Here is a 13,300-nt window from a genome sequence, read left to right on the forward strand (position 1 = left end):
CATGTGGGTCCGTCCGGGGCAGAAAAAAGGGGCCGGCCAATGGCCGACCCCGATTTTCTTTCGATCCCGGAAAACGGGGCCGAAATCAAGCGATGATGGACGCAACCACGCCGGCGCCGACGGTGCGGCCACCTTCGCGGATCGCGAAGCGCAGGCCCTCGTCCATGGCGATCGGAGCGATCAGCGTGACTTCCATGGCGATGTTGTCGCCCGGCATCACCATCTCCGTGCCTTCCGGCAGCGCCACCATGCCCGTCACGTCGGTCGTGCGGAAGTAGAACTGCGGACGGTAGTTCGTGAAGAACGGCGTGTGGCGGCCACCCTCTTCCTTCGTGAGGATGTAGGCCTCGGCCTTGAACTTCGTGTGCGGGGTGATCGAACCCGGCTTGGCCAGGACCTGGCCGCGCTCGACGTCCTCGCGCTTCGTGCCGCGCAGCAGCGCGCCGATGTTGTCGCCGGCCTCACCGGAGTCCAGCAGCTTGCGGAACATCTCGACGCCGGTCACGGTCGTCTTCACCGTCGCCTTCAGGCCTACGATCTCGACTTCCTCGCCCACCTTCACGATGCCACGCTCGACGCGGCCGGTCACCACGGTGCCGCGGCCCGAGATCGAGAACACGTCCTCGATCGGCATCAGGAACGGACGGTCCTTCGGACGCTCCGGCTGCGGGATGTAGGCGTCGACCTGGTTCATCAGCTCGAGCACCGCGTCACGGCCGATCTCCGGCGAACGGTCTTCCAGCGCGCACAGCGCCGAGCCCTTCACGATCGGAATGTCGTCGCCCGGGAACTGGTAGCTCGACAGAAGCTCGCGCACTTCCAGCTCGACCAGCTCCAGCAGCTCGGCGTCGTCGACCATGTCGACCTTGTTCATGAACACGACCAGCGCCGGAACGCCGACCTGGCGGGCCAGCAGGATGTGCTCGCGGGTCTGCGGCATCGGGCCGTCGGCGGCCGACACCACCAGGATCGCGCCGTCCATCTGCGCCGCGCCCGTGATCATGTTCTTCACGTAGTCGGCGTGGCCCGGGCAGTCCACGTGCGCGTAGTGACGGTTGTCCGTCTCGTACTCGACGTGCGCCGTCGAGATCGTGATGCCGCGCGCCTTCTCTTCCGGCGCCTTGTCGATCTGGTCGTAGGCGGTGAAGGTCGCCCCGCCCTTCTCGGCCAGGACCTTCGTGATCGCCGCCGTCAGCGACGTCTTGCCGTGGTCGACGTGACCGATGGTGCCGATGTTGCAGTGCGGCTTGTTCCGCTCGAACTTTGCCTTGGCCATGGTGGTCTCTCTCCGTCTCTACTTCGGTTCCAGCGGTCTATCAGGCCGTCCTGGCGCGGATCTGGTCCGCGACGGCCTGCGGCACCGGCTCGTGATGGTCGAACTGCATCGCGTACTGCGCCCGCCCCTGGCTCATGGAGCGAAGGGCGTTCACATAGCCGAACATGGTGGCCAGCGGCACCATGGCGGTGATGGACCGCGCGTTGCCACGCTGGTCCATTCCGGTGATCCGGCCACGGCGGCCGTTCAGGTCGCCGATGATGTCGCCCACGTAATCCTCGGGCGTCAGCACCTCGACCGTCATCACCGGCTCCAACAGCGCGGGCGCGGCTTTCGGCACGCCTTCGCGGAAGGCGGCGCGCGCCGCGACCTCGAAGGCGAATGGCAGGGATTCGGCGTCGCCCGCGGCACCCTCCTGGGCACCCTCCAGCAGCGTCACCTTCGCGTCCAGCAGCGGGAAGCCGGCGAGCGGCCCCGAGTTGCGGGACGAATTGACGGCGCGCTCAACGGCGGCCACGGCCTCGGCCGGCAGGCCTGCGGAGCGGTCCTCGAACCGGAACCCCTCCCCGCGCGCCAGAGGCTCGAAGGCGAGCTTCACGCGGGTGAACTGCGGTCCGTCCGCTGTGGGACGCGGCTGGCTGTGCTCGTGCTCGGCGCGGGCGGCCAGGGTCTCGCGGTAGGCGACCTGGGGCGTGCCGACGGTGGCTTCGACGCGGAACTCGCGCCGCATCCGGTCGACGATGATCTCCAGGTGCAGTTCGCCCATTCCCTTGATGACCGTCTGCCCGTTCTCCTCGTTCAGCGCGACGCGGAAGGACGGGTCCTCCTGGGCCAGGCGCTGCAGGGCGGTCGCCATGCGCTCCTGGTCGGCGGCGGAATGCGGTTCGACGGACACCTCGATCACCGGCTCCGGGAACTCCATGCGCTCCAGCACGATGGGCGCGTCCGGCGCGCAGAGCGTGTCTCCGGTGGTGGTGCTCTCCAGCGAGGCGAAGGCGACGATGTCGCCCGTGTGCGCCTCGGCGATCTCCTCGCGGCTGTTGGCGTGCATCAGCAGCATGCGCCCGACGCTCTCGCGCGTGCCCTTGCCGGCGTTGAGCAGCTCGGTTCCGGAGGTGACCGTGCCGGAATAGACGCGGACGAAGGTCAGCGACCCGACGCTCGGGTCGTTCATGATCTTGAAGGCGAGCCCGGCGAAGGGCACCGCGTCGTCGGGCCGCCGCTCGTCGGCGGAGCCATCGAGTGTCGCGCCGTTGACCGGCCCGACATCGGACGGCGACGGGAGATAATCCACGACCGCGTCCAGCATCGGCTGGACGCCCTTGTTCCGGAAGGCGGAGCCGCAGAGCACCGGCACGAACGTCAGGCCGATGGTGCCCCTGCGGATGCAGGCGGTCAGCGTTTCGGGCGAGGGATCCTCGCCGGAGTCCAGATAGGCCTCCATCGCCGCGTCGTCCAATTCCAGGACGGTGTCGATAAGGTTCTGGCGGTGACGCGCTGCGCTGTCCCTCAGCGCGTCCGGAATGTCGGTGTATTGGAACTCGGCACCGAGTGTGCCGTCCTTCCAGACAATCGCGCGGTTGTGAACGAGATCGACGAGACCGGCGAAGTTCATCTCCTCGCCGATGGGGAGCTGGAGGATCAGGGGCGCAATGCCCAGCCGCTCCTTCATCATCTCCACCGTGCCGAGGAAATCGGCGCCGGTCCGGTCCATCTTGTTCACGAAGCACATGCGCGGCACGCCGTAACGGTCGGCCTGCCGCCACACGGCCTCGGATTGCGGCTCGACGCCGGCAACCCCATCGAACACCACCACCGCCCCGTCGAGCACCCTCAGGCTGCGTTCGACTTCGATCGTGAAGTCGACGTGCCCAGGGGTGTCGATGATGTTGATGCGGTGGTCCCGCCAGAAGCAGGTGGTGGCGGCCGACGTGATGGTGATGCCACGCTCCTGCTCCTGCTCCATCCAGTCCATGACCGCGGTGCCCTCGTGCACCTCGCCGATCCTGTACGACTTTCCAGTGTAGTACAGGATCCGCTCGGTAGTCGTGGTCTTACCGGCATCGATGTGAGCCATGATGCCGATGTTGCGGTAACGGTCCAGGGAGTGGGAGCGGGGCATGGCCATCGCCTTGGCGCTAGGGACGCCTTACCAGCGGTAGTGCGAGAAGGCCTTGTTGGCCTCCGCCATCCGGTGGGTGTCCTCGCGCTTCTTCACCGCGGTGCCGCGCTGGTTCGCCGCGTCGAGCAGCTCACCGGAGAGGCGCTCCGTCATGGTGTTCTCGGAGCGCGCGCGGGCGGCGCCGATCAGCCAGCGGATCGCCAGGGCCTGGGCGCGGTCCGAACGGACCTCGACCGGAACCTGGTAGGTCGCACCGCCGACGCGGCGCGAACGGACCTCCAGGTGCGGCTTCACGTTCGCCAGGGCGTCGTGGAAAACCTGCACCGGGTCGGCCTTGGCGCGGGCCTCGATACGGCCGAACGCGCCATAGACGATGCCTTCTGCGGTCGACTTCTTGCCGTCCATCATAAGGCAGTTCATGAACTTGGTCAGAACGCGGTCGCCATACTTGGCGTCCGGGAGAACTTCACGCTTCTCTGCGCGACGACGACGGGACATCGCGTATACTCCTTACTTCGGCCGCTTCGCGCCGTACTTCGAACGACGCTGCTTACGATCCTTCACGCCCTGGGTATCGAGCGTGCCGCGAATGATGTGGTAGCGAACGCCGGGCAAGTCCTTAACGCGACCGCCGCGGATCATGACCACCGAGTGCTCCTGGAGGTTATGGCCCTCACCAGGGATGTAGCTCGTGACTTCGTAGCCGTTCGTCAGGCGCACGCGGGCGACCTTACGCAGCGCCGAGTTCGGCTTCTTCGGAGTCGTGGTGTACACGCGAGTGCAGACGCCGCGCTTCTGCGGGCAGGCCTCCATCGCGGGAACCTTGTTGCGCGCGGCGACGGGCTCGCGCGGCTTACGGATCAACTGGTTGATCGTCGGCATGTTGTGCCTTCATCCCTTCAGGTCACTCGGCCGGCAGAGCCGGACGATACAAAAGCCCGCCTACGAAGCGTTTCCGCTTCGAGCGGGCCCAATGAGCGAACACCGTCTGAAAAGACTTTCAGTACCGGCTATGTCGTTGGTTTCAAAAGAGCCGAACCCGGGCGTGCGTGCACCCCGCCTGCGGTCTCCCGTGAAGTGCGCGGACTATATGGGGACGCCCCCTCCCCGTCAAGCAAGCAAATGCGTGCGGAGCGGGGTGGGAACGCTGATTCCCGGTTGTCCGGCGGATGGGGGCCCGGGACAAGCGCCCATGCTCAAAAGAAGAGGGGCGCGCCCCTCGCGGAGCGCGCCCCCTTCCCTGCTCTACAAAGCGCCGAAGCTTATGCCGCGGTGCTTTCGCCCTGGTGCGGAAGCGCCGGAGCGCCGTCCTGACCGCCTTCCAGCTCCGCGGCGCGGTCGCGCTCCGCGGCGATCTGCTTCAGGCGGTTGACCACGGAGCCCGTGCCGGCCGGGATGAGACGGCCGACGATGACGTTCTCCTTCAGGCCTTCCAGGTTGTCGGTCTTGCCCGACACCGCCGCTTCCGTGAGGACGCGGGTGGTTTCCTGGAACGACGCGGCCGAGATGAAGGAGCGGGTCTGGAGCGACGCCTTGGTGATGCCCTGGAGCACCGGGTGACCCGACGCGGGCTTGAGGCCCTCGGCGACGGTCTTGTCGTTCTCCTCGTCGAACTCCTGACGGTCCACCTGCTCGCCCACCAGGAAGGTGGTCTCGCCGGCGTCCGTGATCTCGACCTTCTGCAGCATCTGGCGGACGATCACCTCGATGTGCTTGTCGTTGATCTTCACGCCCTGCAGCCGATAGACGTCCTGGATCTCGTTGATGAGGTAGTTGGCCAGAGCCTCCACGCCCATCACGGCCAGGATGTCGTGCGGGACGGGGTTGCCGTCCATCAGCAGGTCGCCGCGCTGGACATAGTCACCCTCCTGCACGGAGATGTGCTTGCCCTTCGGGATCAGATACTCGCGCTCGTCGCCCTCGTCGTTGCGAACGACGATACGGCGCTTCGTCTTGTAGTCCTTTCCGAACTCCACGCGGCCGTCCATGTCCGAGATGATCGCGAAGTCCTTCGGACGGCGCGCCTCGAACAGCTCGGCCACGCGCGGCAGACCGCCCGTGATGTCGCGGGTCTTGGAGGACTCGCGGGGGATACGGGCGATCACGTCACCGGCCTTCACATGGGCGCCGTTCTCGATGGAGAGAATGGCGTCCACCGACAGGAAGTAGCGGGCCTCGACGCCGTTCGGCATCATCACGGCGTCGCCCTTCGCGTCGCGCAGGCTGATGCGCGGCTTCAGGTCGGCGCCGCGCGGCTGCTGCCGCCAGTCCACGACCACCTTGGACGAGATGCCCGTCGCCTCGTCCATCACCTCGCGCATGGAGGTGCCTTCCACGAGGTCGACGTAGTGGGCAGTACCCTCGCGCTCGGTGATGATCGGCAGGGTGTAGGGGTCCCACTCGGCGAGACGCTGGCCGCGGGTGACGGTGGTGCCGTCGTCCGCGAGCAGCTTCGTGCCGTAGGGGACGCGATGCTTCGCACGCTCGCGGCCCTGCTCGTCCAGCAGAACCACTTCGCAGTTGCGGCCCATCACGACCGGGATGTTGGCCGAGTTCATGACCACGTTGCGGTTGTTGATCCGCACCGTGCCGTCGAAGGTCGCCTCCACCGAGCTCTGCTCGGCGCCGCGCTGGGCCGCGCCGCCGATGTGGAAGGTGCGCATGGTCAGCTGGGTGCCGGGCTCGCCGATCGACTGCGCCGCGATGACGCCGACGGCCTCGCCGGTGTTCACCAGCGTGCCGCGGGCCAGGTCACGGCCGTAGCACTTGGCGCAGACGCCGTCCTTGGTCTCGCAGGTCAGCACCGAGCGGATGTAGACCGAGTCGATGCCCGAACGCTCGATGCGGTCGACCGTCGGCTCCTCGATCAGGCCGCCGTCCTCGATGATCATCTCGCCGTTCAGCGGATCGACCACGTCGCCGATGACCGTGCGGCCCAGGATGCGGTCGCCGAGCGGGGAGATGACCTCGCCGCCGTCGATCACCGCCTTGACCGTGATTCCCTTGGTCGTGCCGCAATCATGCTCGACGATGATGGCGTCCTGCGCCACATCGACCAGACGGCGGGTCAGGTAACCGGAGTTCGCGGTCTTCAGCGCCGTGTCGGCCAGGCCCTTACGCGCACCGTGGGTGGAGTTGAAGTACTCCAGCACGGTCAGGCCTTCCTTGAAGTTCGAGATGATCGGCGTCTCGATGATCTCGCCCGACGGCTTGGCCATGAGGCCGCGCATGCCCGCCAGCTGGCGGATCTGTGCGGCGGAACCGCGCGCGCCGGAGTGGGCCATCATGTACACCGAGTTGACGGGCTTGCCCGCCTCGGTGGTCGAGATGGCCTTCATCATCTCGGTGGCGACCTTTTCGGAGCATTCCGACCAGACGTCCACGACCTTGTTGTACTTCTCGCCCTGGGTGATCAGGCCGTCGAGGTACTGCTGCTCGTACTCCTTCACCCGGTCCTTGGCGTCGGCGATCAGCTGCTCCTTGGCGGCCGGGATGACCATGTCGTCCTTGCCGAAGGAGATGCCGGCGCGGCAGGCGTGGCCGAAGCCGAGCTTCATCAGCCGGTCGGCGAAAATCACCGTTTCCTTCTGACCGCAATGGCGGTAGACGGCGTCGATGACGTTTCCGACGTCCTTCTTGGTCAGCAGGCGGTTGATCAGCGAGAACGGCACCTTCGGGTGGCGCGGCAGGATCTCGGACAGGAGCATGCGGCCCGGCGTCGTCTCGACGATTGAGACGGTCGGCTTGCCTTCCTCGTCCACGCCCTTGTAGCGCGCCTTGATCTTCGCCTGGAGCGAGACGACGCCGGCGTTCAGCGCCTGCTCGATCTCACCCACATCGGCAAAGACCATGTTCTCGCCCTTCTCGGACGGGCGGTCCATCGTGATGTAGTAGATGCCCAGGACGATGTCCTGCGACGGCACGATGATCGGCTTGCCGTTGGCGGGCGACAGAATGTTGTTGGTCGACATCATCAGGACGCGCGCTTCCAGCTGCGCTTCGAGCGACAGCGGGACGTGCACGGCCATCTGGTCGCCGTCGAAGTCGGCGTTGAAGGCGGTGCAGACCAGCGGGTGCAGCTGGATCGCCTTGCCTTCGATCAGCGTCGGCTCGAAGGCCTGGATGCCGAGGCGGTGCAGCGTGGGCGCCCGGTTCAGCATGACCGGATGCTCGCGGATGACCTCCTCCAGGATGTCCCAGACCTCCGGACGCTCCTTCTCCACCATGCGCTTGGCCGCCTTGATGGTCGAGGCGAGACCGTACAGCTCCAGTTTGGCGTAGATGAAGGGCTTGAACAGCTCCAGCGCCATCTTCTTCGGCAGGCCGCACTGGTGCAGCTTCAGCTCCGGACCGACGACGATGACCGAACGGCCCGAGTAGTCGACACGCTTGCCGAGCAGGTTCTGACGGAAGCGGCCCTGCTTGCCCTTCAGCATGTCGGACAGCGACTTCAGCGGACGCTTGTTGGCGCCGGTGATGACGCGGCCGCGGCGGCCGTTGTCGAACAGGGCGTCGACGGCCTCCTGCAGCATGCGCTTCTCGTTGCGCACGATGATGTCCGGCGCCTTCAGCTCGATCAGCCGCTTCAGACGGTTGTTGCGGTTGATGACGCGGCGGTACAGGTCATTCAGGTCCGAGGTCGCGAAGCGGCCGCCGTCCAGGGGAACGAGCGGGCGCAGCTCCGGCGGGATCACCGGAATCACTTCCAGGATCATCCACTCGGGCCGCGACTGCGAGCCGAGGAAGGCGTCGATCAGCTTCAGGCGCTTGACGAGCTTCTTGCGCTTGGTCTCGGACGAGGTGTCGCGCAGGTCGTCACGGCAGGTGCGCTTCTCCTCCTCGAGGTCGAGCGCGGACAGCATGATGCGCAGCGCCTCGGCGCCGATGGAGGCCGTGAAGGCGTCCTCGCCGTACTCGTCCTGAGCGTTGACGAACTCCTCCTCGCTGAGCAGCTGGTGCAGCTTCAGCGGGGTCAGGCCCGGCTCAATGACGACGTAGTTCTCGAAATACAGGATGCGCTCGAGATCCTTGAGCGTCATGTCGAGCAGCAGGCCGATGCGGCTCGGCAGCGACTTCAGGAACCAGATGTGCGCGACGGGCGAGGCCAATTCGATGTGGCCCATGCGCTCGCGGCGCACCTTGGACAGGGTGACCTCGACGCCGCACTTCTCGCAGATGATGCCGCGGTACTTCATGCGCTTGTACTTGCCGCACAAGCACTCGTAATCCTTGATCGGACCAAAGATCCGGGCGCAGAACAGACCGTCGCGCTCCGGCTTGAAAGTGCGATAGTTGATGGTCTCCGGCTTCTTGATCTCGCCGAAGGACCAGGAGCGGATCCGCTCGGGGCTCGCGATCTGAATGCGGATCTGATCGAAGCTCTGGGGACCCTGCACCTGGCCGAAAATATTCATCAACTCGTTCATGACCGTCTCCCGCTGGCAGCGCCGCGTTGTCGGTTAAGGGCAGCCCCCGCCGAAAGAGGGCTACATAGGCCCTCTTTCGGCAAGGTCAAGTCTATATCAATAGTCGCGCTGGTTGAGCTCGACGTTGAGGCCGAGGGAGCGCAGCTCCTTGACCAGAACGTTGAAGGACTCAGGGATGCCGGCCTCGAAGTTGTCGTCGCCGCGGACGATGGCCTCGTAGACCTTGGTGCGGCCGGACACGTCGTCCGACTTGACCGTCAGCATTTCCTGCAGCGTGTAGGCGGCGCCATACGCTTCCAGGGCCCACACCTCCATCTCACCGAAGCGCTGACCGCCGAACTGGGCCTTGCCGCCCAGCGGCTGCTGCGTGACCAGCGAGTAGGGACCGATCGACCGCGCGTGGATCTTGTCGTCCACGAGGTGGTGCAGCTTCAGCATATAGATGTAGCCGACGGTCACCTTGCGGTCGAAGGTCTCGCCCGTGCGGCCGTCCGTCAGGGTGGACTGGCCGGAACGGTCGAAGCCCGCCATCTCCAGGTGCTGGACGATGTCGTCCTCCCGCGCGCCGTCGAAGACCGGCGTCGCGAAGGGCACGCCCTTGCGCAGGTTGCCGCCGAGCTCGAGCAGCTCGCCATCGGTCATGTCGGCGATGTCCTCGGAGTAGATCTGCTCGCCGTAGGCCTTCTTCAGGACACCGCGCAGGTCCTCGATCTTCGCGGCGGCGACCGCCTCCTGGCTGTCCGCCTTGATCGCCAGGCGGTACTGGTCGACCGCGCGGGAGATCTGGCGGCCGAGGCCGGCGGCGGCCCAGCCCAGGTGGGTCTCGAGGATCTGACCGACGTTCATGCGCGAGGGCACGCCCAGCGGGTTCAGCACGAGATCGACCGGCGTGCCGTCCTCCAGGTAGGGCATGTCCTCCTGCGGGATGATGCGCGACACGACGCCCTTGTTGCCGTGACGGCCGGCCATCTTGTCGCCCGGCTGCAGCTTGCGCTTCACCGCGACGAAGACCTTGACCATCTTCATCACGCCCGGGGGCAGCTCGTCGCCGCGCTGCAGCTTCTCGACCTTGTTCTCGAAGCGGTTCTGCAGCGCCTGGATGGAGTCGTCGAAGACCTTGCTCAGATTCTCGACGGTCTCCATGACCTGCTCGTCGTCGATCGCGATCTGGCGCCACTGGCCCTTGGTCAGCGCGTTCAGGTCGGCATCGGTCAGCGGCGAGCCGGTCTTCAGGCCGCGCGGGCCGGACTGTGCGGTCTTGCCGAGCAGCACCTCGCGGAGGCGGGCGTAGAAGCTGCGCTCCAGGATGGCGCGCTCGTCGTCGCGGTCCTTGGCGAGCTTCTCGATCTCCGCCCGCTCGATGGCGAGCGCGCGCTCGTCCTTGTCGACGCCGCGGCGGGAGAAGACGCGGACCTCGACGATGGTGCCGGTGACGCCCGGCGGCAGGCGCAGCGAGGTGTCGCGGACGTCCGACGCCTTTTCGCCGAAGATGGCGCGCAGGAGCTTCTCTTCCGGCGTCATCGGGCTTTCGCCCTTCGGCGTCACCTTGCCGACGAGGATGTCGCCCGGACGGACCTCGGCGCCGATGTAGACGATGCCCGCCTCGTCGAGGTTCTTCAGGGCCTCCTCACCGACGTTCGGGATGTCGCGGGTGATCTCCTCCTGGCCGAGCTTCGTGTCGCGGGCCATGACTTCGAATTCCTCGATGTGGATCGAGGTGAAGACGTCGTCCTTGACGATGCGCTCGTTGATGAGGATGGAGTCCTCGAAGTTGTAGCCGTTCCAGGGCATGAAGGCGACGAGCACGTTGCGGCCCAGCGCCAACTCACCCAGCTCCGTCGAGGGGCCGTCGCCGATGATGTCGCCGGCCGCCACGCGGTCGCCCACCTTCACCAGCGGGCGCTGGGTGATGCAGGTGTTCTGGTTGGAGCGCTGGAACTTCAGCATGTTGTAGATGTCGACGCCCGGTGCGGTCGAATCCGAGCTGTCGGTCGCGCGGATGACGACGCGGGTCGCGTCCACCTGGTCGACGATGCCGGAGCGGCGCGCGACGATGGTCACGCCGGAGTCACGGGCGACCGTGGCCTCCATGCCCGTCCCGACCAGCGGGGCGTCGGCCTTGACCAGCGGCACGGCCTGACGCTGCATGTTCGAGCCCATCAGCGCGCGGTTCGCGTCGTCGTTCTCGAGGAACGGGATCAGCGCCGCGGCGACGGAGACGAGCTGCTTCGGCGAGACGTCGATGAGATCGATGGCCTCCGGGCGGAACATCAGATATTCGCCGCCCTGCCGGCACGACACGAGGTCGGCGGCGAAGCGGTTGTTCTCGTCCAGCTCGGCGTTCGCCTGCGCGACGACGTAGCGGCCCTCCTCCATGGCGGAGAGGTAGACCACCTCGTCGGTGACCTGGCTGTCCACGACCTTGCGGTACGGGCTCTCGATGAAGCCGTACTGGTTCACGCGGGCGTAGGTGGCCAGCGAGTTGATCAGGCCGATGTTCGGGCCTTCCGGCGTCTCAATCGGGCAGATGCGGCCGTAGTGCGTCGGGTGCACGTCGCGCACCTCGAAGCCGGCGCGCTCGCGGGTCAGACCGCCCGGCCCGAGCGCCGACAGGCGGCGCTTGTGCGTGATCTCGGACAGCGGGTTGGTCTGGTCCATGAACTGCGACAGCTGCGAGGACCCGAAGAACTCGCGCACGGCGGCGGCGGCCGGCTTCGCGTTGATCAGGTCGTGCGGCATGACCGTGTCGATCTCGACCGAGGACATGCGCTCGCGGATCGCGCGCTCCATGCGCAGCAGGCCGACGCGGTACTGGTTCTCCATCAGCTCGCCGACCGACCGGACGCGGCGGTTGCCGAGATGGTCGATGTCGTCGATCTCGCCGCGGCCGTCCTTCAGGTTCACGAGAACCTTGAGGATGGCGAGGATGTCCTCCTTGCGGAGCACGCGCATCGTGTCGTCGGTCTGGAAGTTCAGGCGCGCGTTCATCTTCACGCGGCCGACGGCCGACAGATCGTAGCGCTCCTGATCGAAGAACAGGCCGGCGAACAGCGCCTCGGCGGACTCGAGGGTCGGCGGCTCGCCAGGACGCATGACGCGGTAGATGTCGATCAGCGCGTCCTCGCGCGACGCGTTGCGGTCCGCGGTCATAGTGTTGCGGATGTAGGCGCCGACGTTCAGGTGGTCGATGGCGAGCACCTGCAGCTCGGTGACGCCCGCCTTCTCCAGCTTGTCGAGGTCGGTGGCCGACAATTCGTCACCGGCTTCGTACAGCACTTCGCCGGTCTGCTCGTTGATGATGTCGACTGCGAGATAGCGGCCCGTCAGCTCCTCGGTCGAGACGAGCTGTTCGGTGAGGCCGCCTTCCTGCAGCTTCTTGATCAGGCGCGGGGTCATCTTCGTGCCGGCCTCGGCGACGACCTGGCCGGAGATGGCGTCCACGAGGTCCGACGCGATCTTGGCACCCTTCATGCGCTCGGCGGAGAAGGGGGTCTTCCAGCCGCCCGACGCGCGGCTGTAGGTGATCGTGTCGTAGAAGTAGTTGAGGATCTCTTCCTTGGACATGCCCTGCGCCTCATAGGGCAGCAGGTCCTTGTTCTGCGCCTTGCGCTCGGCGCGCGCAGCCTCGGTCATCGCGCTGTCCAGGGCGAACAGCAGCGTGGTGGCCGGCAGCTTGCGGCGGCGGTCGATGCGCACGTAGACGAGGTCCTTGGCGTCGAACTCGAAGTCCAGCCAGGAGCCGCGGTACGGAATGACGCGTGCGGCGAAGAGATACTTGCCCGAGGAATGGGTCTTGCCCTTGTCGTGATCGAAGAACACGCCGGGGCTGCGGTGCATCTGGGAGACGATGACGCGCTCGGTGCCGTTGATCACGAAGGTGCCGTTGGCCGTCATCAGGGGCATGTCGCCCATGTAGACGTCCTGCTCCTTGATGTCGCGGATGGAACGCAGGCCGGTGTCCTCTTCCACGTCGAAGACGGACAGGCGCAGCGTGACCTTCAGCGGTGCCGCGAATGTGATGCCGCGCTGTTGGCATTCCTCCACGTCGTATTTCGGAGTCTCCAGCTCATACTTCACGAAGTCGAGCACGGCGCGGTCGGAAAAGTCCTTGATGGGGAACACCGACCGGAACACTTCCTGGAGGCCCAGATTCGCGCGCTTCTCCGGCGCGACGTCCATCTGGAGGAAGTGATCGTAGGAGCTGCGCTGAACCTCGATGAGGTTGGGCATCTGGGTGACTTCCGGGATGCGCCCGAAGCTTTTCCGAACACGCTTACGACCGGTAAAGGATATGGCCATGGATGTCCCCAAACGTCAGTACGTTAATGCGCTCAACCAATCGCGCGGTCCGCCCCTCTTGCAGGGACGGAAAGAGCCGGACCGGGGCAGCCCGGTCCGGTGGAAGGCAGAAAACGCCGTGCGGCGGCGGGTTCCGCGAGGGAACCTGCCGCCGTCCGGCGTGTATATGTCTATACC

The 13,300-nt window shown here is 66.1% G+C and carries 6 protein-coding genes; all 6 read right to left on the reverse strand.

Annotated features, from left to right (window positions below):
• Nucleotides 1-85 precede the first annotated feature (85 nt).
• Nucleotides 86-1,276, reverse strand: coding sequence for an elongation factor Tu (tuf, locus tag JUB11_RS07865; RefSeq protein WP_207457965.1), 1,191 nt, complete (start codon nucleotides 1,274-1,276; stop codon nucleotides 86-88).
• 40 nt (nucleotides 1,277-1,316) lie between these two features.
• A complete protein-coding gene (fusA, locus tag JUB11_RS07870; protein WP_207457966.1) occupies nucleotides 1,317-3,398 on the reverse strand; it encodes an elongation factor G in 2,082 nt (693 codons plus the stop codon).
• Nucleotides 3,399-3,425: 27 nt separating this feature from the next.
• Nucleotides 3,426-3,896: a 30S ribosomal protein S7 gene (gene rpsG / locus JUB11_RS07875; RefSeq protein ID WP_207457967.1), complete on the reverse strand. Its 471-nt coding sequence runs from the start codon at nucleotides 3,894-3,896 to the stop codon at nucleotides 3,426-3,428.
• A gap of 12 nt (nucleotides 3,897-3,908) precedes the next feature.
• Nucleotides 3,909-4,280 (reverse strand): 30S ribosomal protein S12, encoded by a 372-nt coding sequence (rpsL, locus tag JUB11_RS07880; RefSeq protein WP_207457968.1) that lies wholly within the window; start codon nucleotides 4,278-4,280, stop codon nucleotides 3,909-3,911.
• A 380-nt stretch (nucleotides 4,281-4,660) separates the two neighbouring features.
• Nucleotides 4,661-8,824: a DNA-directed RNA polymerase subunit beta' gene (gene rpoC, locus JUB11_RS07885; protein ID WP_207457969.1), complete on the reverse strand. Its 4,164-nt coding sequence runs from the start codon at nucleotides 8,822-8,824 to the stop codon at nucleotides 4,661-4,663.
• Between the two features lie 96 nt (nucleotides 8,825-8,920).
• Nucleotides 8,921-13,123 carry a DNA-directed RNA polymerase subunit beta gene (gene rpoB / locus JUB11_RS07890; RefSeq protein ID WP_207457970.1) on the reverse strand — a complete coding sequence of 1,401 codons (4,203 nt, stop codon included), beginning with the start codon at nucleotides 13,121-13,123 and terminating at the stop codon, nucleotides 8,921-8,923.
• Nucleotides 13,124-13,300 lie beyond the last annotated feature (177 nt).

Source organism: Azospirillum sp. SYSU D00513 (genome assembly GCF_017356015.1).
Lineage (GTDB): Bacteria > Pseudomonadota > Alphaproteobacteria > Azospirillales > Azospirillaceae > Azospirillum.